The sequence below is a fragment of the Mesorhizobium sp. M4B.F.Ca.ET.203.01.1.1 genome, from assembly GCF_004791025.1.
GTDB lineage: Bacteria > Pseudomonadota > Alphaproteobacteria > Rhizobiales > Rhizobiaceae > Mesorhizobium > Mesorhizobium abyssinicae.
The window spans coordinates 34,311-55,331 of the sequence record NZ_SRUO01000001.1; the positions used below are offsets into that span (position 1 = coordinate 34,311).

20 protein-coding genes are annotated in these 21,021 nt (G+C 58.4%); 9 read left to right on the forward strand and 11 right to left on the reverse strand.

The genetic code is table 11. The features are described from left to right. Window positions 1–399 precede the first annotated feature (399 nt). Window positions 400–897 (reverse strand): amidohydrolase family protein, encoded by a 498-nt coding sequence (locus EN846_RS00175; RefSeq protein ID WP_329609722.1) that lies wholly within the window; start codon window positions 895–897, stop codon window positions 400–402. Window positions 898–1,501: 604 nt separating this feature from the next. Between EN846_RS00175 and EN846_RS00180 the strand changes: the two genes are divergently transcribed. Continuing rightward, window positions 1,502–3,649 carry a S46 family peptidase gene (locus EN846_RS00180; protein ID WP_095517097.1) on the forward strand — a complete coding sequence of 716 codons (2,148 nt, stop codon included), beginning with the start codon at window positions 1,502–1,504 and terminating at the stop codon, window positions 3,647–3,649. A gap of 851 nt (window positions 3,650–4,500) precedes the next feature. Here the strand turns inward: EN846_RS00180 and EN846_RS00185 are convergent. The 8 genes from EN846_RS00185 to EN846_RS00220 all read right to left on the reverse strand — a co-directional run bounded on the left by EN846_RS00185 (window position 4,501) and on the right by EN846_RS00220 (window position 11,790). Further along, the gene (locus EN846_RS00185) at window positions 4,501–5,445 is read right to left on the reverse strand and encodes a hypothetical protein (RefSeq protein WP_135913813.1); all 945 of its coding nucleotides are present in this window, start codon (window positions 5,443–5,445) and stop codon (window positions 4,501–4,503) included. A 193-nt stretch (window positions 5,446–5,638) separates the two neighbouring features. Next, complete coding sequence (locus EN846_RS00190) at window positions 5,639–5,857, reverse strand: hypothetical protein (protein ID WP_095517096.1); 219 nt, start codon at window positions 5,855–5,857, stop codon at window positions 5,639–5,641. After that, window positions 5,841–6,077 carry a hypothetical protein gene (locus EN846_RS00195; protein ID WP_127240888.1) on the reverse strand — a complete coding sequence of 79 codons (237 nt, stop codon included), beginning with the start codon at window positions 6,075–6,077 and terminating at the stop codon, window positions 5,841–5,843. The genes EN846_RS00190 and EN846_RS00195 overlap by 17 nt, the downstream gene beginning before the upstream one ends. A gap of 171 nt (window positions 6,078–6,248) precedes the next feature. Then, the gene (locus EN846_RS00200; RefSeq protein WP_095517095.1) at window positions 6,249–7,097 is read right to left on the reverse strand and encodes a DUF4238 domain-containing protein; all 849 of its coding nucleotides are present in this window, start codon (window positions 7,095–7,097) and stop codon (window positions 6,249–6,251) included. A gap of 12 nt (window positions 7,098–7,109) precedes the next feature. Next, the gene (locus EN846_RS00205) at window positions 7,110–8,573 is read right to left on the reverse strand and encodes a HEPN domain-containing protein (protein WP_127240887.1); all 1,464 of its coding nucleotides are present in this window, start codon (window positions 8,571–8,573) and stop codon (window positions 7,110–7,112) included. Between the two features lie 114 nt (window positions 8,574–8,687). Further along, complete coding sequence (locus tag EN846_RS00210; RefSeq protein WP_135913814.1) at window positions 8,688–9,551, reverse strand: CBASS oligonucleotide cyclase; 864 nt, start codon at window positions 9,549–9,551, stop codon at window positions 8,688–8,690. Between the two features lie 7 nt (window positions 9,552–9,558). Further along, complete coding sequence (locus EN846_RS00215; RefSeq protein WP_029356721.1) at window positions 9,559–10,329, reverse strand: hypothetical protein; 771 nt, start codon at window positions 10,327–10,329, stop codon at window positions 9,559–9,561. Between the two features lie 21 nt (window positions 10,330–10,350). Beyond that, complete coding sequence (locus EN846_RS00220; RefSeq protein ID WP_095517093.1) at window positions 10,351–11,790, reverse strand: cyclic GMP-AMP synthase DncV-like nucleotidyltransferase; 1,440 nt, start codon at window positions 11,788–11,790, stop codon at window positions 10,351–10,353. Window positions 11,791–12,123: 333 nt separating this feature from the next. On the opposite strand from EN846_RS00220, the gene EN846_RS00225 reads away from it, so the two are divergent. Both EN846_RS00225 and EN846_RS00230 read left to right on the forward strand, forming a co-directional pair. Further along, on the forward strand, window positions 12,124–12,759 hold the full coding sequence (locus EN846_RS00225; RefSeq protein WP_164746801.1) for a GrpB family protein: 636 nt from the start codon (window positions 12,124–12,126) through the stop codon (window positions 12,757–12,759). Continuing rightward, the gene (locus tag EN846_RS00230) at window positions 12,680–13,471 is read left to right on the forward strand and encodes a hypothetical protein (protein ID WP_029356716.1); all 792 of its coding nucleotides are present in this window, start codon (window positions 12,680–12,682) and stop codon (window positions 13,469–13,471) included. Before EN846_RS00225 ends, EN846_RS00230 begins: the two co-directional genes overlap by 80 nt. A gap of 609 nt (window positions 13,472–14,080) precedes the next feature. Here EN846_RS00230 and EN846_RS34950 read toward each other — a convergent pair. Next, window positions 14,081–14,674: a hypothetical protein gene (locus EN846_RS34950; protein ID WP_189523677.1), complete on the reverse strand. Its 594-nt coding sequence runs from the start codon at window positions 14,672–14,674 to the stop codon at window positions 14,081–14,083. Between the two features lie 315 nt (window positions 14,675–14,989). On the opposite strand from EN846_RS34950, the gene EN846_RS00245 reads away from it, so the two are divergent. From EN846_RS00245 to EN846_RS00255, 3 genes are all read left to right on the forward strand, one after another. After that, the gene (locus EN846_RS00245; protein ID WP_189523678.1) at window positions 14,990–15,469 is read left to right on the forward strand and encodes a plasmid pRiA4b ORF-3 family protein; all 480 of its coding nucleotides are present in this window, start codon (window positions 14,990–14,992) and stop codon (window positions 15,467–15,469) included. Window positions 15,470–15,609: 140 nt separating this feature from the next. Further along, window positions 15,610–15,915 (forward strand): hypothetical protein, encoded by a 306-nt coding sequence (locus tag EN846_RS00250; protein WP_127243397.1) that lies wholly within the window; start codon window positions 15,610–15,612, stop codon window positions 15,913–15,915. Window positions 15,916–15,989: 74 nt separating this feature from the next. Then, window positions 15,990–16,214 (forward strand): hypothetical protein, encoded by a 225-nt coding sequence (locus EN846_RS00255; protein WP_133116099.1) that lies wholly within the window; start codon window positions 15,990–15,992, stop codon window positions 16,212–16,214. 363 nt (window positions 16,215–16,577) lie between these two features. On the opposite strand, the gene EN846_RS00265 is transcribed toward EN846_RS00255, so the two are convergent. Then, a complete protein-coding gene (locus EN846_RS00265) occupies window positions 16,578–16,883 on the reverse strand; it encodes a hypothetical protein (protein WP_095517091.1) in 306 nt (101 codons plus the stop codon). 148 nt (window positions 16,884–17,031) lie between these two features. Between EN846_RS00265 and EN846_RS00270 the strand changes: the two genes are divergently transcribed. The 3 genes from EN846_RS00270 to EN846_RS00280 all read left to right on the forward strand — a co-directional run bounded on the left by EN846_RS00270 (window position 17,032) and on the right by EN846_RS00280 (window position 20,845). Next, the gene (locus EN846_RS00270; protein ID WP_095517090.1) at window positions 17,032–18,321 is read left to right on the forward strand and encodes a hypothetical protein; all 1,290 of its coding nucleotides are present in this window, start codon (window positions 17,032–17,034) and stop codon (window positions 18,319–18,321) included. Window positions 18,322–18,529: 208 nt separating this feature from the next. Next, window positions 18,530–19,825: a DUF2130 domain-containing protein gene (locus EN846_RS00275; protein WP_029356705.1), complete on the forward strand. Its 1,296-nt coding sequence runs from the start codon at window positions 18,530–18,532 to the stop codon at window positions 19,823–19,825. A gap of 192 nt (window positions 19,826–20,017) precedes the next feature. Beyond that, the gene (locus EN846_RS00280; RefSeq protein WP_236378326.1) at window positions 20,018–20,845 is read left to right on the forward strand and encodes a DUF3800 domain-containing protein; all 828 of its coding nucleotides are present in this window, start codon (window positions 20,018–20,020) and stop codon (window positions 20,843–20,845) included. Window positions 20,846–21,021: the final 176 nt, after the last annotated feature.

Here is a 21,021-nt window from a genome sequence, read left to right on the forward strand (position 1 = left end):
GGCGACCAATGCCGTTACCTACACCACGCCATGGGGCACGATCAAAACAGGCTCCGCCGGCGCGATATGAGGAATGTCGTCCAGCCGTTTGTGACAGCGCTCTCCACCGATGCCACGCAATCAAATGAGCGCGTGTATCATGACGGCTAGGCGTGCGAGAAACGTCCTCAGGCATTGCCCTACGAAGGAGCCGATATTAGCGCCGAGATTTCAAGGCTGGTCAGGGACGATTGAGAGTTTTGAGCACCGGCAGCACGAAGGCGGCAATCGCAGCGTCATGCCTTCGGAACCATCGGTAGCTGCTCAATACGTTCTGTTGTGCTCCTGCCTGTATATGTGTTGCGTAATTCCCCTGAATGGCAACGGATTACCTGCGTCTGGTTATTCATTCTTCACCACTCACCCGCCCTTGATGATCTTTCGAAGCCGGGCGGGATCGGACAAAATCGCGAGGTCCTTCAACGGATTGCCGTAGACGGCGATGAGATCTGCGTGAGCGCTAGGCGCGATGGTGCCGATGAGGCCTTCCATGTTGAGCACGCGGGCAGCATCCACCGTCGCGGATCGGATCACGTCCCGAGGCTTGAGAACGCGGCCGCGCAGAAGAAATTCCTCTGATTGGTGCCCCTGCATCTGGCCAAGCAGATCGGAGCCGTAGCCCATGGTCACGCCAGCGCTTTGAAGCATTTCGAGCGCCGACAAGCCGGCATCGAGAACGAAGCTCACCTTTTCAAGGGATTCGGCGGACATGCCGTATCTGGCTCCGTCCCGAGCGACGACAGCAAAGGTGATGTTCGTCGGGACGACGAACGCGCCTGCCTCGCGAACCCGGTTGGCGGTTGTCGCTTTGATGAGGTTTCCATGCTCGATTCGGATGGTCGACGTTTCATCCCAGATTTACTTTCGCGCCTCACGCCGGCACTCGCGCACATAGTCCGCCGGGTTATGTCGCCAAGCGCCGAGCGGATTTGCGGCAAGGGGAAGTCCGGGCACTCCTCGCACCCTCGTCCTCGCGCAACACCGCACGTAACAGAAACGATAGCACGCATTCTCACAATTAACGACGGCTGTTCGGCAGTGGGCTTCGTCGCGAGCGAGGACGAGAGTGTCGGGTCTACAACCAAATGTCGGAGGTCGGACCCAAATGTCGGAGGTCGGACACGCAAGGCCCTTACCACGTAGGTGATTGAAAGCTTTATTGACGAGGCGCTCCAATGGCCGGCCCGCAATGCGGGAGATATTGTTAGAGGCGTCTCGAATGACTTCTCCGCGGGACCCGAAGGGCGTCTCAGGCATCCTTTGGCACGATTAGTGCAACGGATGATCCGCAAACGTTGCACCGATACGATGTGAGGGGAGCGTCACCCAGATTTTTGTGTTGACCGTCCACTCACTCTTCACCCAGTGGCTGCCGCGCAGGCGCTTGCGGACGCCGGTCAGCCCGATAGCTCATCGATCCAGATCAGCGGAGAACAATACACAGAATGGGAACGAGATCAGCATGAACTCGAATTTTAGTCGTTTGGCCCAAGCCACCGCTATGAACTTGCTCTGGACGTCGGCGAACGAAGGCATGTGGATGCCGGCCCAGATTACGGAACTTGGCGCGGCCATGCGCGCGAATGGACTCCAGCTTGATCCCGCGCAGCTCAGCCGTCTAGACACTGCCCCGCTCAACGCGATCGTATCACTGGGCGGATGTTCAGCTTCCTTCGTCAGTCCGCAAGGACTGGTTGCGACCAACCGTCACTGCGTGCTGGAATCGATCCAGTACAACAGCAAGGAGAGTCAAGACTATCTCACCAAGGGATTTCTAGCGAAAAGCCTTGGTGAAGAATTACCCGCGGTGCCCGGCAGCCGCATCTATGTGATCGAGGATATCCGTGATGTGACCGCCGACATGCTCAAGGGCGTATCGGACAAGCTGAACGGCTTTGCCCGCTATGAGCGGCTCGACAGGAACCGGAAGGCGCTGATCGCCGCATGTGAAGAACAGCCCAATCGCCGCTGCGACGTGGAGTCCTATTATGGCGGCGCCTCCTACTATCTCCAGCAGAAGCTCGAAATTCAGGACGTGCGCCTCGTCTATGCGCCCGCGCTCGGCATCGGTAACTTCGGCGGCGAAACGGACAATTGGACGTGGCCGCGCCACACAGGCGACTTCGGTTTTTACCGCGCTTATGTCGCTCCTGATGGTTCCTCCCGGCCTTATGCGCGCGACAACGTGCCCTACCGGCCGAAGAGCTGGCTGCGCATTGCCTCTAAAGGCGTGCAAGACGGCGATTTCGTCATGGTCGTCGGCTTTCCCGGAAAAACCAATCGGTTCCGCACGGCGGATGAAGTACGGTTCAATTTCGCGCGGTACGAACCGCTGTTGCAGCATTTGCTGTCGGATTATGCGGCCCAGATAAACCAAACCACGGCAGGCAATCGAGAAGCGCAGATCCGCTACGCCTCCATCCTGCAAGGCGTGGAAAACTACAAGAAGAAGTTGGCGGGCGATCTCGCCGGGGCCAATGCGATCGGGCTCGACGTGCGCAAGGCTATCGAGGAGAAAGCTTATCACGACTGGGTCGCCGATGATCCCGCGCGGCAGGCGCGCTATGGCGCAGCGATCGGCGAACTGGGCGCCATGGTGGACGAGAATAGCCAGGCCTCGCTCGAGGGGCTGCGCCAGGCGCTGCTGAACCGCGCGCAAATGCTCTCATCCGCGCGCACTCTGTATCGCTGGGCCAAGGAGCACGAGAAGCTCGATGAAGACCGCGAACGCGGCTTTCAGGATCGTGACCGTAACCAGACCGTGGATCAACTGACGCAGATCGAACGCGGTTACCTGCCCGACATCGATCGCAAGCTATTTGAGGCCGCGCTCGATGAATATCGCCGGCTAGACGCAAAGGACCGCGATACTGCGTTCGAAACGGCTCTGGACCAAATCGGCCTTGACCGACTTTATGCAGAAACCAAACTCGCCGACACGGCCACGCGGCTCGGCTGGCTCGACAAGCCGGCTGCTGCCTTCGAGGCGTCGGACGATCCTTTCATCAAGCTGGCGGTCGCGCTCTATCCCGGCGACATAGCTGCGGAGCGCGCGGCGAAGGACCGCGCTGGCCGAGCGCAGGCGGCGCGCGCGACTTATATGCAGGGCCTGCGCGCCTACTGGCAGGCGATTGGCCGGCCGGTGTATCCCGACGCGAATGGATCGCTGCGCATCACCTGGGGCAAGGTGTCGGGGCGAACACGCGACGGGCAGATCTGGACGCCATTCACCACGGCTGAGGGACTTCTGGCCAAGCACACTGGCAAGGGCGAGTTTGATGCGCCGGCCGCCGCCGTCGCTGCGATCCGGGCCAAGAATTATGGCCCCTATGTCGCGCCGGAGCTGGGCACTTTGCCGGTCGACTTCATGTCCACGGTCGACATTACCAATGGCAATAGCGGCTCGGCCACGCTGAATGGGCGCGGCGAGTTCGTCGGTCTCGCCTTTGATGGCACGCTCGATGGAGTGATCTCCGATTGGGCATATGCCGCAGACCGCAGTCGAAGCATCCATGTCGACAGTCGCTTCATGCTTTGGACCATGGACAAGATTGACGGCGCTGCCTGGTTGCTCAAGGAGATGGGAGTGCTGCCGGCGTCGCGTTCATGAGCGGGGTAGTCTGGCGGTAGGCCGGCCTGTCGGCGTCATACCTCCACAAATCCCCCTTGGAATTTTAGACAAATCCCGTGCGGAAGCGCCGCCTCAGCCGGTCTTGCAGCGCCTGCCGGTCGGCGACGAGGTCGTCGCAGCGACCCGGCGCCGCTGCCCGGCCATCAATTGTCCAATCGGCGCCCACGTGCCAACACAAACACGCCGCAGTCATAAGCATTCGGCTGTCGGGTCATGGGGGCTGCCTCGAAGGTGCCGTTCAGCACCCTTGCGAGCTGGTTTGCAGGCTCGTCGTTGTGGCCCTGTCCGGGAGGAGTCGTGGTGATAGGCGACCCGCTCCGGGTTGCGGCCATCAACGAGCAGCAGCGAGCAATGGGTGCTGTCGCTGGTACGATTGCCATTGCTCACTGGCACGAATAGGAAGTCGGCTGGGCCGACAGCTCGATTATAGATGACCTGCAATGTCTCTTGCGCGTTCTGCGACCCTGCGTAACGCATTTGCTCCACCTCGCGACCCAAGTTCCATGTGCCAGTCTGCCCTTTATGCGACTTTTCGAGCACAGACCGGGAACATCTGGCGCCCAAGGCCAGTTTAGCGCTGGAAAAGCCAATGTGCGGGAGTTCAGAAATGGCCGCTCCGGGGCCGACTGCGGTCCGTCCGGTTTCGGCCCCGGTTGATGGAAAGCTGCCCATAACCAACCGACGCCCTTTCGGCCGCTCGTACTCAAATACCGAAACCACGATAGCGGTCATTGCCCGTAATAATGTCAATTCGCTTCGCTACGCATGCGCAGCGATTTCGGGCTCAACTCCGAAGCGCCAAATCGCGGCGGAACCGATCGCTGTGGAGATTATGCCTGGGGCGCGACACCTTCGGGACGGGCGCTTTCCGCCCCTTCCTCGGCCGCGGCCGTTGCCTGCGCCCGTGCAGCGCGCTCCACCATCTCGCGCGTAACGACTTTGCTATGATCCCGCTCACGGTAGAGACGCGCATACGCGGAGTCGTCGACATCGCCCGGGCCATAGTCATGGTAGTCGAGATGACGCCAACCCCGTTCCGTGAGGTCCATGCCGTATTCTACGCCGACAAATCCGCTCAAGGGCACGATATAAGTCTTTACGAAGGGAACGTCCTCGTATGTCCGCTTGATGAACTGGGCGCCGGGCGTGTTTTCGATAAACCATGGTTGCCGGCCGAATCCGCCAAACTGCAGTTGGATGATGTGGCCCAGCGTTTTCAATGCCGATAGAGCGTCCTCCCGCATTGTGGAGTAGGTCGCGGGGTTAAAGTGGACCGAGCGGTTGCGCAGCGTCGCAAGCTCCATGAAAGCTATCCCAACATCAGGCAAGAGCACGCCCCAGTCTTCCAGCACGCGCACGGCGAACCGCCAGTCATCGAAAGACTCGCTGCGATAAACACGGCGGTAGTACGGCGACGCTTTGTAGTGATCCCGAAGGTCCAGGATGAGGTGGTTCAGGATGCGCTCGCCGAGGGCGCACGCAGCGACCAAGGCTGGGAAGTAGAGCCCTGATACAAAGGCGCGGCGCGCCTGTTCATGCATCAGGTTATGATAACTGACGATGGAGAACGCCTTTGCGCCAAGGTCCTTAGTGTCCTGGATCACTTGCGCATGGCGGCGTTCGCCGTACTCGGCTTTAAGCCTCTCAATCGCATTGTTGCGGTTCTCGATATGGAGCACCTTCACTTTCTCCTCCCAGTGCTCGCTCGGATCGTCGAGACTCATCGGGGTGGAGTCGAAATCATAGGCAAACGGGTGATATTCGCCGCCGCCCACGGTCTCGCACGGATACGTGCCCCTCATGGTCGTAGAGGCCGCGCGGCAGGTCGGCGACCGTGATGAACCCTTCTGATACAGCGCTCTCCGCGTGGCCGTTGCTCTCGGTCTCAGCGGCTTCCCGGCGCTTGGGCGCCACGTGCTCAGGTTTCATATCTTCGACAGCAGTCGGCTCTTGATCGGCCATGGTCCGTCAGCTTGCCGTCGCGGGTGCGGCCGTTCGGCGGCGCATCCTCACCTTCAGCGCATCCGGATGGAAATTGCCCATAAGATGGCCGCATCCTGTTGTACGGAAGGGCGAAGGCTTGTTCTTGCCCCCGACCGCCTCGAGCTTTTCGTATAACCCTTCGCTGACGGTTAGCATACGTGGATCGGCCCAGATAAAGAGATTATCGTCAACGATCTTCCTCATTCTGAAGATCCATGAACTCGGCGCGCCGGACGCCGAACCACAATGTGCGCTTGCCATATAGACCCTCCGCGAGGCTGTCGAACGTGATAATCTTGAAATCGTCGCGCTCTTCGGCGTCAATACGGCTGCGCCGCAGTTCGCTCTCCGCGTATTCGGCGCGGCGGCCGAACACCAACACGAATTTCGGGTAGGTTGGGTTGCGTTGCATCGTCACCGGCACGCTGATCGTGCTCAGCTGATTGAAGAAGGCCTGCGGGTTACCTTCATCGAAAGTCAGCCTCCAACTGCTGATCTGCTGCGTGCACGAAATCCGGGTGGTACTCGTGGCCGCCGTCCATATAGAAGCGCGAGGTCGGCCTTACCCGCGAGCCCCTCGGATATTCGGATTTGATCACCGAGCATTGGCTATGGATTTGACCAGCGCTGCTGAACCGGCAGCGATGGTGCCACTCTGGCCCGCGATCGCAATGTTGAGCTGCCGCACTGGGCGTTCATCGACCGTATCGTGAAGACTTATCTTTCCGTCGCCTTGTCCTGCTCCCACGGCAACGTCTGACGCGATCGGGAGCCACATCTCGACCGTCGGATCGTTAAGATCGGTGCGATTGGGCGCGGTTAGTTTCACGACTGGCCGGCTGCCGACGATGAAGCTTTTCTTCGGCTGGACGATGCGCAGTATGGCGATGCCACGTCGCTCAAGCACGCGCATCACCTCTGCACTCGGTTGTCCGATTGTCTGAACTCGAACGTTGCGTACTGTTCGAGCCTTGGCATCGGCCGTCGCCAGCGCTTCGATTTCGTCAAGTCGATGGGGTGCGGCTTGGCGGAGCTCGTCGAGTGTATCCTCAACCATTCGCAGTGCTTCAGCATCGGAGACGTTGGCTCGTTGGGTCTCAGGACTGCGTCGCCACTGGGTTAGAAAGAATATGTACCAGAGGCGCTTTTGCTCGGATGTAAGGACGGGAAGCCGGCCCTCCCGTGCCGGCACCAGAATGGATTGCACGACTCCAACAGCCTCGCTCTCAAGAACTGAAAGAGCGTGCTCCATTGCCGGATCCTTGGCCCCGGTTTCAGAAAGCGTACTGTACAGATGATTCTGATGGAACAGTTCAAGAGGCCTTGCGCGGCGGACCGTGACGGGTCGTTCGCGGAGGCGGCACCAGTGCAGCCAGCCATCCGAGTCTGTGAAGCCGTTCAGGATCATCTGCGGCACGTAGTGATGGCGCTTGGGAACTGACATCGGTCCGATCGTCTAGGTGCTAGTTGTGATGCACGGCGGTGCCATCAACAGATCGCCGTCGATACGACGTGGATCGAGAAACTCAGGTCGGCGGATGAGGATCTTAAGCAGGCTACGCAATGCATCGAGCGCCAGGTCCTTCGCCGCCAAATCCCGTTCTGCATGTGCGTCGGCAGCGCCAATTCGTCGCCGAGTGCCATGGACAATGGCTGATCGGGTCGAATAGACCACCGCGATCGCGTCACTCATGGCTTTCGCACCAGCTTGACCTCCCTCGATACCTGCCAACGCGGCTGCGCGCATCCGGAGCTTCCACGAGATCGCCTGCCCGTCTCCGTCGCCAAGTAAAACCTCAAGAGCGATTGTGGCGTCGAGAATTGCGTCGGCGAGGTCACTGCGCGTCATTGCCGTGTTCAGGCGACGGGTGGCCAAGGCAAGCCTTTCGCCTGTTGAACTTTCTAATGCTTCAAGAAGGCATGCGACCTTGCGCATCTGCGCCTTGCTGACGAGGGGTAGGTCCGCACGGTTCCAACCAAAATCGTCGAACACCTCGGGATAGCGGCGTGCGCCAACGGCATAAACATTGGGCAGCCCATAATTGTGCCGGTGACGCCAGCCCCTCGCAAGCCGGATTTCCTGCGCATATCCAGTCTCGATCCCGGTCTCGAGCCGGAGCGCAGCGAATAGCGCATCGATGCGCTCGCGTGCTTCCGAGCTGAAGTTCGATAGTGTCTGGCTAAGCTCGATCCAATTGCCGTTCGGAACGTCCCATCCGGTAAGCACGAAAGCATGGGTCGCGGCCGCGAGCACTTGGTCATGACCGTTAGCGCCGTAGGCCTTCATCTCCCATCGCGCTCGTTGAAAATCTGGCGACATTCGCATGATATAGGCAGAGGGTCCGAGGCGCACCCGGTCGAAGTCGAACCGGACGAGTGCGATCGGCGCGAGCACCGCAAGCTTCAGGCGCGAGTCAAACAATCCTTTGAAAAGCGGCTTCAGAACAACAGCGCGGGTCGCGTCCGTCGCGGGGGCCGCGCCGAAGCGAAGAAAATGAACATCCGCAGCCCGCGCGACTAGAAGGTCGATAGCGACCCTTGCTAACGGATTTTCCGCGTCGGATCCCGTCGGGGGAATGCGGGCGATTTCGGGGTATTCAAGGGCGAACGCTGCCAGCCTCGCCACTGCAGGGAAACGAATGGGTGGGAACTTGCCTAACTGACGCGCCTCAGGGTCGTTGTAGGGAGGTTCGAGCAGTGAAGCATATTCTAGCGGACCCACCCCCGTCCAAGCGCCATCGCCCAACGATGCCATGCCGTTGTTATGCAGCGAGAAGGTCGGATATCTGCTCACCTTGGATGGTTTGCCGCCACCCTCAAGCTTGGAAAGAATGGCAGATACGACTTCATCATACGCTTCGGCCAGCAGCTTGCCTAGGCGCCTCTGTAGCGCGCTCTCCTGGGCGGCTTCCTCATCCATCAAGTTTCCCCTAGTCGAGCAGTGACATTCCGAGTTGGTTTGTTGGAAACTAACATGCAACCAGCCCGAGGCTTAAGACTGCTGCCCGTTTTTCGTTCTTCGAGTGTGGTCGCCTCATCCGTATGCGGGGAAATAGTCAGCAAAAATCCACCGCCATTCGTCGATCGCCAGCTTCGCATATCCCTGGTTCGAGTAGTTTTCCGCAGTACGGGCCCGCCGATACGCCTGGTCGAGAGCGGCGATCATCCTGTCGGCCTCGGACTTAGCGAGATAGGAAGCGACGTCGTCGCTGTAGCCGGCGGGATCGGCAATCTTGGTCCAGACCTTGTCCCTCATTTTGTCGAATACCCATCGAGCGCCGCTCGGATAGTCGGTGATAGTGACGTCCTTCAGAACATGGCGCACTAGGACCTCCAGATGAAAGGAGCGGAAGAGATTTCCCTTCTCGCGGTTCCAGCACTTCAGCATCTTGATCAGTGGCACGAGTGAGCCGTGGTGAGCTTTGTTGGACGCGGACCACAAGTCGACGTGCTTCTTCGGATCCGTGGGAATCCATCTCTTCAGGTGCGAGTCGGGAATAAGAAACCCACCGCCAGTTCGATAAAAGCCCGGAACGACATCGACCTTGAAATCCGTGAAGGTGATGGTCACCGCTTGGCCGTCGGGCTTTATTTTCGGTGTCTTCGGATACCTCTTCTTGAGTGTCGTCATCACGGATGACAGCAGTGCATGCTGGCTTTGGTCCGTGTAGTATTTCGGATCGAGCACGATGAAGACGTCGATGTCTGCCGTAGTGAGGGGTGCGATCATCGTGTTTCGGCGATAGGACCCGGTCAGAAAGGATTCGAGAACTTCGAAATCTTCGGCGACCGTGTCCCGCACGTTCTGCTGACGGCTGGACGTAGTGCTTTCCTGAAGACTTGTGATTTCAAGGTTTGTTCTGAATTGGCGAAAGCCCTCCGATATAGTTGTGACCATGTTTGCCTCAGATTCCGAGACGACCGCGAATCTGATCCCATTCCTTCGTCAGGCGCGCGTTGTGCTTATGAAACAGCCTAGATGAGAGAAGGATCGCGGCCGTAGATTTGGTCGTCTCATAGAACGAGAAAAAGTCGATCGCCTGCGATTGAGCTGCGGGTCGCGAGAAGGCCTGCTTTCCTGTGAACAGTCGAGTTAGATTATCGAAAACCTGCTCGCTGCGGATACGGAGCCATTCCATCCGGAGCCACCGGGCGATGATATCCTCACTGAAGACCGCCTGAGCCGCGACAGCAAGGACTTCGAGATTCGTGGAGCGATTCAAGACGGCGACGAAGTAGATGACGAGGTAACCTGCGGTCTTCGTTCGCTGTCCGACGAGCATCTTTCGAACAATCTCGCGCGTGAAGAACGTGCTTTCCATGACCGACGCCGCGAGGCGCTTCAACGGGTTTGTCTGGTCATTATTGTAGTAGCCGACTGTCTCTTCATGCGTCAGCGTCACGCCGTAACTGTTCGACAGCAATTCCTGCCGGCGTTTGTCTTCGGCACGAGGAAAGAGATAGAGCTTCTGGACCTGTCCCTGGAAAAAGAACAGCAGCACGCAAACGATGAAGACGATCTGCACGATATCGTAGACAATCGGATAGGCCACCTTGTCGGCGAAAAGCGCCGCAATCGAGAGGATCGAAACCACCCAGAACAGTCCAGATCCGACAGCTTCGGCCCGCTCGAGGGGCTTGTAGTAGTTGCCACCTACCGTATCTACCCTGGGCATCGATAGCTCCCTTTCCTCAACCTACTTGATCACAGCGTAGAATGGCTCGCTAAAACCAACGAGCCGATCATCGCTTCTACGGATGATGAATGCTTCCGCCATGTGGACGCCGCGATATTCGAGCGCTTCCCAGCGACGATCACCGTCGGTAGGCTTCTCGAAGCCGCCCCGCCCTTTCTTGAGGGCCATCGCCACTGCCCCGGTATTGGTGATGCGCCACCGTACGTAGCAGTCAGCCGGCACCGTCTGGAACTTGTTGACACGGACGTCGAACCAGAGACCACCCCGCGGGGGTAACGCCTCGCCTGAATTGATCGGATGTCCCTTGCCGGAATACTGGGACGCGCGATATTCGGCGAAGACTTGGACATTCCGGGAAACCTGCTCGGCGGGCTGCCAACGCGGGGCCTGGAGGTGGGATGGCGTCCGGAACCACAATGGGAGGATGCTGATACCAAAGTCAATTACGTTGTCGACTAGGCTATCAAGGTGGGCTGCCCCTTCCATGAGAAGCGCACTGGCCTGCTGCATCGCAGAAGCCTCCGCCTTCTTTACGTTCTCTCCCTTCGCAAAATCGTCGCCGAAGACCTTGCGCCATTTCTCGATGCTGTCGGAGCGGGTCTCGGCATCGATCGCTTCATCGATCCACTTCCGGTACTTGTTCACGAAGTTTCGGAAGTTCGCGTACTGGGTGTCGTTCCACAGGTCGGCAAAATCCTCGGTGGGGAGCGAAGGGTTGTTGACCCCCGGCTTGTCCGGCCGTGCCTGCAGCCAGTCGTCGAGCCTACCCATGATTGTCTGCAACGCGGTTGGCGTGTCCGCGAACCCGTCCGAATCCTTGTCGAACCACTCGATCCGGTGACCGACGAGTGTCGTTAGAAGAACCGACTGGCAACTGAAACGCTTCTTGATGTCCCTGATGTATTTGATGAGCCGGGTCGCCTTGCGAAACGAGTTATTACCCGAGTACCCGTTCTTCTCGCGCATCCATCGAGTGTATTCGATGGGCTGGGATTCGTCGAACTTATCATTGCGCTTGTCGCAGACTTCGAGCGTTCCTCGGTACTCGCGGTCCATCACCAGCGGAGCGATATCAATCTTACAATCGTCCGCATAGGTGATCGTGACGCAGTAATCATAAACGACTGTCTTGTCGGCATATCGTCCGCTCTCAAGGAAAACGCGCCCGAGGTCCTTCACGTATTGAGCGGCACTCCAGCCATCGACCGGCCGAACCCTGACGAGCAGATCGGCGTCGAATTCTCCGCCATCCACCGGGCGGATGATAGTGTCGTGCGCCCAAGAGCCCTGCTCGATGAAGGTGGAGATTGTCGGTTCCCAGTCGGATGCTCGAAGAAAGCTATTAATCGTCTCCGCTCGGTCCTCAAGCAGTGTAATACGGGTTTGATTGAGATTGACGGTATCGGATAGAAAGTTTTTGAAGTCATTTACAAGTTTCACACTGCCCCCTCTTGATATGTGCTAGTCCCCAATGGCTGTCGAAACGCTCACGTTCCCCGACGGACTCTCATTGGCGGAAGGAGAGGTACGGAAAGCCAAGGAAACAGCCGCTCGGGTTTGCGAACACGAACGAGATAATCTGCTTTACACGACCGAGAGTGAAAATAAGAATTTAACTCTCACACGGGGACGAATGCTTTTGGATAGATTGCGAGAAACCGATGCGTAGCACGCGTGCGGTGACCAAGCCGAACACGTATTATGGCGTCCATGGTAATGTGGTCGAGCAGTACAAGATCCAGGGTGTTTGGTTCTGCCATGCGTGGAGAGAAAATGGCTGCGCATGATACGGTACGCATTGTCGCGCACGACGAAGAATGGGCCGCGCGTTGTGCCGGCGAGGCGGAGGCGATCCGCGCTGTCATTGCACCGGCGCGGGCATTTATTGATCATGTAGGATCTACGGCGATCCGCGGTCTTATGGGCAAGCCGTGTATCGACCTCCTGGTCTCCCTTCTCGACTGGTCAGAAGCACAACAAGTCGCCGCAACGCTGAAAACAGCGGGCTATGTCGAGGAGGAGAGTTGCGATAACCCACCGCGCATTTTTCTTGTGAAACCCGATCCCGTCACGCCCTTTCACCTTCACCTAGTTCCCAACGGCAACTCTTGGGGACAGGACATGATTGTATTTCGCGACGAGTTGTCCGGCGATCCAGACCTAGCGAGCCGCTATGCCGCTCTCAAGCAACGCCTTGCGCAGGCGTATCCGACCGACGCCAAGGCCTACACTCGAGGTAAGTCTAGCTTTGTCGCCGAGGTTCTGCGTCATGCAGCGGCGGCGTTTAGCAATGACCGCCTGCTGACCCATCAGCGTGCGGAGCTGAACCGTGCGCAGGCATCAGAACCTGGCACTTGCCGCCCAATTTGGTGTTGCGGCCATCGCCGCAATCTCAGTCTATTCCAGTGACAACGCCACCCTTCTCAACTTCGCGCTCATCGGCTTCGGGCTTGCCGGCTTTTGGCTCTTGCTGGGCCGCAGGCAGCGGAAGCACCGCTCGGCTGGCGACCAAGCGCGCCGGGCGGTGCTCTTGGCGAGCGGTCTCAATGCACGATTCTCGGCAGAGCAGCGGCTTAGAATCTTTGACGGCTTCACCGCACCCATCGAAAACAAGCCAATGGTGCGCGAGGAAAGCTACTTTGCGAGCCGCGCAGAGCCGAGTTATTTCCGCCTGGCCGAGTTGATTGAAGAATCAGCATATTGGACGCGCGACTTGCAGCGCGCGAGTGCCCAAGCGATGCGCCTCGTGCTGGTTGCGGTTGCGCTTCTGATGGGCTTCACGCTCTGGCATGCTATGTCTTCGATGTCCACCGACGCACAGGTCTCACTTGCGCGCGTGCTGGTGGCGGCACTAGTTTTTCTGCTTTCGTCCGATACAGTCGGCACGATGATCGCACACAAGAACGCCGCCGACGCTATCGATGATGTCCTCCAACGCGTCGAAAGTGCGGCCGCACGTGGCTACACAGAGCCGGACCTGCTGCTACTCCTGTCGGACTACAATGCGGTCGTCGAAGGCGCACCAGTCGCTTTGCCGGGTATATATCAACTCCGTCGCGGCAAACTCACCCGCAGATGGCGCGCTTATCTGGAGAATAAGCGACTAACGGAGCTGAGCTGAAGCGTCTCGGCGATCAACTCAGCCCTGCAGCTCACTAGCGTGCGGAAAGCGCGAGTGTCGGCTGCTACCGGAAGCTACCTTCGCTTCACGACGTGAGATGAGGTGCGACCAAAACCTCCAGCATGTTTAATCCCGATGTCTGCTCCCGGACACAGGCTAAGTTTCCCTCTACGGCCGACATCAGGCGCAAAGCGGTCATGCCTGGATCCATCAGCAATAGTTCGAGCGACGGAGACATCCGACAAAACCATTGCTTTCAAGGAGATGGTGCATCCAGAAAGGGCTCAATTCAAAAACCTGCCGGGAAACCAACGCGCGATCGGGATGTATTTGGATCGGTTGGCCGGCCGTCACGTCATAGTAATTTCGGGAAACCTCTTCTGGCCACCTGAAGCTTGGTTCAAATGGCACTTGCGCATGAGGATTAAAATAAACGTGCAGCCCATCTTAGATGGCTCTCGCGATGAAATGAGGAATGCTGGATGTGCACTGAACCCTTTCCTTCTCTATCAATCTATAGCGGGTTGCCCTGACAAACCTCTCAATCCTGCTTTCAGCGACCGCCTTGCCGAAAGTCCCGACTGTGGAGAAAATGACAGCGCTGATCTCCTAATCGTTCGTGAAAATCCCCATTTCTACAGGCGCGCCGGAAGCTGTCGCAAGCGACCTTATCTTATCTTGTCTAAGCTCGGTTCCTTCAAGCACCGGGGCACCGATGCCGAAGAGGACCAGGTTGATCAGTTCATTGTTCTGCATGACGGATTGGCTACTATCGAAGGGGGCAATCGCAATGACGAACGGTCGGCCCTGCACATGGCTCAGCGAAGAATAGGGATGTTTTTTGCCATTGCTGCCTCGAACTATTTCCAACTTGTCCCTGATTTTCCCAACCAGCTTTAGCGCACCGCGATCCTTGAAATCTTGATAGCTGGAAGGCAGCCATTCTTTGTCGCCCGCAGGCTGGTCCGATATCACCGCTTCGATGTTGAATTGATAATTCCCAGGCGCCGTCACGAAGAAATCTGGCGAGGATTTGGAATAGTCCACGCTACAGCCGAAGTCAGTCAAAGCCTTGTTGAGCAGGCCCGCTGCCCAGCTTTGAATTACGGGCATCACCTTGGAATAGCTTGGGTTGGATCGAATTTCGCGAAAGCTCTTGTGGAGTTTGCTGTCTGGCAGTCTCGGCTCAAATAAGTCTAGCATTTTGAATCGTCCCTAGCCCATGGCTTCTTGAAGCTGCATGTTGATCGGCCGCAGCCAGAATTCCCGTAACCCTGCAGGCGACCGCGCTCGGTCAGCCTCAACCCGTCTTTGACTTCATTCTTGGTCAGGCTCCAGCGGAAGGCCGATCACATCGATATGATGGCCTACGCGCAGTGGTGCCGCCAGCTGAACTCACACAGGGCGCTCGCATATCGACAAACGGGGAGAAGGTGGCAATAGGGAGCATGAAAAAGTTGGGGGTCTCGTCGGCTCTGCGTTAGCCTGAGCGCCATGTCCGGTGTTGCAAATTCCCAAGTGTATCAACTCAAAGTGAGCTTGCGACGAATCTCGCCGATGATATCGCGCCGGCTGCTCGTTCCGGAAGAAATGACACTCTACGCGCTGCACCGAACAATCCAGATCGCCTTCGGCTGGGAGGACTGTCATCTGCATGCTTTCAAGCTGCACGGCCGGCACTATGGTAGGACTTGGACCGGCGAACGCCACCGCGACGCGGCGGGTCGCGAGGTGACATTCGTCGATCTCCAACTGCGCGTGCGCCAGAGGATCCTCTACGAGTATGATTTCGGCGATTTGTGGGAACACGAGATCCGGGTTGAGGCCAAGCATGAGCGGGAGGGCGGCAAGGTCTATCCGGTCTGCATCGCCGGCGCGCGTGCCGGCCCGCCCCAAGATATTGGTGGCCCACCAGGCTATGCGGCGCTCCTCGATCGGTTCCGCTTCGGCGACATCGAGCGGCTACTTCGTGGGGAAGATGTAGTTCGAGGACGATGATCCGCTGCGCACCTTCGAACCCGAGCGTTTCAGCCGGCGTGAGGTGAATGCGGCTCTGAAACGCGAACTTTCGCGGCTCACCAAGGGCTGACTGCAACCGGTCAACATGCTTTCCTCTCCCCAGTTCAGGAGGGATGTGGATGGGGTTTGCGATTCAACTCATGATCGACAGCGGTGACGCGGCGGTCGAAACGCAAGAGATTGTCAGCTTCGAGCGAACAGATGGGACGCTGTCGATCGATGAGCTCGGCCTAACGCTGGAAGAAGCAAAGAAGGCTTTGGCCGCGCTCCAGGTAGCCATCACGGAAAGGCAGGCCCTCGACCTCGCCCGTCGCGAGCGGCCCTGTCCGTGTTGCCATCAGCCCACGCAACTGAAGGACAAGCGTACAATCACCGTACGCACGTGCTTCGGCAAGCTCGCGCTGCCGAGCCCACGATCGATATAGACACTGCCGATGCCAAACGGTGTCTGGCTTTGTCGCGCCTGTCGTGGCAGCTCTTCCCGAAGGAAGTGACCTTCATGTCGGATGGCGCCTGCAATCTGCGAGACCTTCAATATTACATGCGCCCCAATGCGGAGCATGTTCTCGACTATTTCCACATCACCATGCGCATTACAGTGCTCCAACAGATGGCCCGCGGCCTGCCACCACCGCTCAGCGCCGCAGCGCCTGCGGCTGTCGCGACCCTCGAAAGCGTGAGGCACTATCTGTGGCACGGCAACGTCGCCGAGCGCTTGAGCTGATTGAGGATTGCCGCCTCCAGTTCTGGATCAGGCTTTCCGATCTCCTCGACAGGAAACGCTTTTGCGCGCGGAGTCGGCTGCTCCTCGACTGGGGTGTCGTTCGTGCTCCAGCAGCCGGATCGACTCGCGAAGCCCATCAATAAGCGTTAGGCGTCCCGGAAGCGCGTTTACGTCGGCGTTGTGCCAGATTAGTTACGTGTTTAGGGTTGTGTAGAGGAGTCGCCGGGGCCAATGACAATTGCAATTATTGCACCCGAGAAGTTCGCCTTCCAGGATCTCGTGTGTGTAGAAATTGCGTATCGGTTTCGCGCAGTGAAGGACGCAACGCTCGTAGTTGAACCAAAATCCGGCGAAGACGGCACTCTAACCTGGTTCAATCCACGTAACGTTCGGCTCACAGCGGAGATACAGATCAAGGGTGCGGGAGGCGTCGCTACCCTCGAGGATCTTGCAACGTATCTCTCCCACTTTCCCGAACGAAGTGGCAAAAGCTGCCTCTTCGAACGGCTGTTGAATGATCCAGACCGGAGAGCGGTTTTCGTCCTTTCGGCGCGATGCGACGATCAGCTTCTGCCCTTTCTGAATGGAGGTAACGACGACACATATCCAATCCGAGCGGTGTCGGGACAGATTGCTCAGCTCTTCTTCAAAAAATTCCTTGCGACCCACCTGATCTCCTCCGGAGCCAAGGTCTCAAAGCTAGCCAAAGGAAGACGGCGACGATCGCCTCGCTCAAAAATCTTCCGGATTCGAAGATCGCTTCAGTTCTCTCGTTCTCTCCAGGATCTTTGTCATCGAGCAGGAAACCGACGCTTCGGTGGAAGTCAGGCTGCAGGCCGCTTTGCGTGCGCAGAGGATTGATTCACAATCCCTCCGCGGGGCTATTGCCCACCTTACCGATATCGTCTCGCATGCAAAGCGAACCCAGTCTGATATCATTGCACCGATCATGGAGCGCATTCGGCGACTAGCCCCTGATACAGTCGCGGCACCGGGCTATCTTCTTCGGGGCAGCGAAGGCAATCTCATCGATGTGTTGAATTCGCAGTTGGTCCTTCTTCTCAGCGGCCAACCTCGAACAGGCAAAACTTGGATCGCTCGAGAAATTGCAAGCGCGCTTCAGATGGCCGGCTTCGAGGTGCGAGTCGGCCAGCACGTCGATGAGGCAGAGCGCTTTTTGACCGAGGCCGCCGGGGGTGAACGGCTCTACCTCCTCGATGACCCTTTGGGGTCACGCGAACCGCTCCCCGGTGCGAGTGCGTCGCTGGCAACACTCCGTGGCTTAATAGGGCGCATTCCACGGAATCGACGCCTCATCGTCGCACAGTCCGAACCCGTCTTGCTGCAGGCCACTCACCAACCCAGCATCGAAAACTGTTCCCTAGGCACTCACGGGTGGGTGGTTGTTGGGGGTCTCACACACGACCTCGCTCTTGCCGTCTGGTCAAGAGCTTCGGAGGTGCACAGCGTACCGAATGACCTCCGGCGACGCCTCGAAGCTCTGATCATGGATGGAGAGGAATTGCGAGACGTTGGCGCCATTACATATCTTGCCCAGACTCATGCGCAGTTGCCTCCCAATGCTTCTGACGCCGAGATTATTCGCCAGGCACGCAGTGACGCATTCGACTTCGTTGTCCAACTCGCTGAGAAGGGCCCGGCATATGAGAGTTTGTTGCGGGCCGTCGCCTTGGCAACGACAAATTCCACCGGTGCCTCTGATACGGAACTTTCGTTCATCATCAATGGCGGCGATGAGGAGCCCGGGCTGGTGCCAGAATTGGGAGTCTGGAGTTTTTCTGGAGATACGCCTCCGCTTCCCCAATATGGCGTGGAGCCTTCATTTACAGAAGATCAGATGGCAGCACTCAATGCCTTGCAGCGTCGGCGTGTCGTAGATGAGGTCGGCGATTTAACCTTGTTTTCTCATCCCTACCTTCGCGCTGGCGCGCAGGCGCTCCTCAGAGGGGACACTCGTCACATGCGCGAGCAGGTGAAAGCTCAAACGACTCGCGGTATCGCATGTCTTTCCGATCGCGTCGAGCTTGCTTCATCACCACCTCCCAGCTTGAGCCGTCATGGCCCTCGCCATACGCACGCATTTTGAACATGTCCTTAGGGCCCTTAGCACTCCAAGCGCAACGGAAGACGACGAACACCTTATTTTGAAGATAGCTTTGCCCGGCTTCATCCGCTTGGGCCGCCAGCACGAACACCTATGCGGGGGATAACTGGTATGTTCCTTTTTTGTTCTTTTCGAGGTGGCCGCGTTCCTGTATACATTGCAACATCTTTTGTTCCCGACGGAGTGTCCGATGACTGTGCAGCCCAGGACTCTCAATGAGCCGACAATCAGCTGCCCGAGCTGCAAGACGGACATTAAGCTCAACGAGTCGCTCGCGGCACCGCTGATTGCGGCCACGCGCGAGGAATACGAACGGCGCCTTGCGCAGAGCAATGCCGTCATGGCGGCGCGGGAAGAGGAGCTTCAGCGCAAACAGGACGCGATCGACGCCGCCCGGGAGGACATCGACGGCCAGGTCTCTGAAAAACTCAAGCTTGAGCGTGCCGGGATAGCAGCCGAAGAGGCCCGTAAGGCGAAGCTGCTGGTCTCGACCGACCTTGAAGACAAGGACAGGAAGCTGGGCGAGTTGGAGGCGACGCTGATGGCGCGGGACGAGAAGCTCGCCGCGGCGCAGCTGCAACAGGCCGAATTTATGAAGCAGCAGCGGGCCCTCGACGATGAAAAGCGGGAAATGGCGCTGACCATCGAAAAGAGAATCCAGGAAGGGTTGGACGCCGTCCGCGTCAAGGCCAGGACCGAAGCCGAAGACGGCCTCAAGATGAAGGTGGCCGAGAAAGAGGAACAGATCGCCGGCATGCAGCGCCAGATCGAGGAGCTGAAGCGCCGCGCCGAGCAAGGATCTCAGCAGCTTCAGGGCGAGGTCCTTGAGCTCGAGTTGGAGTCGCTGATCGCTAGCCGCTTCCCGATGGACATCATCGAACCCGTCGCCAAAGGTGAGTTCGGTGGTGACGTGCTGCAGCGCGTGGTGGGACCGGCCGGCCAGCCCTGCGGAGCGATCCTGTGGGAATCAAAACGCACTAGGAACTGGAGCCCGGGCTGGCTCGGAAAGCTCCGGGCGGACCAGCGTGCGGCCAAGGCTGACATTGCGTTGATGATCTCCGAGGCGCTGCCTGCGGGGGTCGAAACGTTCGATCTGGTGGATGGCGTCTACATCGCCCATCCCAAATGCGCGATTCCGATCGCGATCATGCTCCGGCAGTCCCTCATCGAGCTCGCCAACTCCCGCCTCGCCCAGGACGGCCAGGCCACCAAGATGGAGCAGGTCTACGGCTACCTGACTGGCCCTAGGTTTCGCCACCGGGTCGAAGCGATCGTCGAGAAATTCTCCGATATGCAGGACGACCTTGCCAGGGAACGGAAAGCCACAATCCGCCTGTGGGCCAAGCGGGAGGCTCAGATCCAGGGTGTCATCGAGTCGACCGTCGGAATGTACGGCGATCTGCAGGGCATCGCCGGCAAGGTGATGCAGGAGATCGCGGGCTTGGATGTGTTGGCCATAGAAGCATCCGCGTCCATCCCCGATTGAGAAAGGCGAATCTAAACTGGATATCGGGTTTGGGAACGAGGGCAAGCTGCCCTTTGTTACGGATGATCCGTCAAAGGCGGAACGCAACGCCAAGAAGCCGCCGCGCTGAACCCCCTCGCCCGGCCGGGTCATCAGATTGCTATGCAGCCTCCGGTTTTTGAGCCAAGCTGTGCGGGCAATGAAAGCCTGCCCGTGACAGACCGCGAAATCCACCTCTACCTCGATGACAGCGGCAGCCGAGAGCCGGACCGAGAGCCAAAAGAGAAGCGCCGCGACGAGATGGATTATTTCGCCCTCGGCGGGATCCTCATCAACGAGGAAGATGTCGATGAGCTCTACAGTCGCCACAAGGCCTTTTGCCAGCAACACGGCATAACGTACCCCCTACACTCCTGGGCGATCAGGGGCGGGCGCGGCGACTTCGGCTGGCTGAAGAAGCCTGAGGCTGCCTACGAGTTCCTGGGTGACCTGGAACGGATGCTGCTCTCCCTGCCCGTCATTGGGATTGCCGCAGTCATCGACCGCCCGGGCTATGTGGCCCGCTACCGCGACCGGTATCAGGATCAACTTTGGTTCATGTGCAAGACCGCCTACTGCATCCTGATCGAGCGCGCCGCTAAATACGCCCGCAGCCAGGACTGCAAGCTGCGCGTGTTCTTCGAACGTGCCGGCAAGGCGGAGGACCGTGATCTGGTGGCCTATATGCGCATCCTGAAGACGCAGGGCATGCCGTTCGACGGCGCCAACTCGGCCGGCTACGGGTCGTTGACCGCAGAAGAGTTCAAGGACATCGTGCGCGGTGAGCCCCGCGGCAGGACCAAAGCCACACCGATGCTGCAGATCGCCGATCTCTACCTCTATCCGATGGCCAAGGGCGGATATGACCCGTCCTACCGGCCCTATAGGGCCCTGATGGGTCACAAGCGTCTCATCGACGCGCACCTGCCGCCCGAGGAGCTGGCGTCCCGTGGCATCAAATACAGCTGCTTTGACAGGATAAAAAACAAAGACCCGGACTAGCCGGGCCTTCGTTTTGAAAAGTTCGGCTGGCGCCTGGCGCCAACCCCGGAGCGATGCTCACGACGGAACTATGGGTGTCGACAACCCGATTGTCAATACCCCGGGTGAACCTTGGGTCAGGGGGACCTATCTTATCGCTTGCATATAGCACGGTTCATCTGATCGACACTTCATAT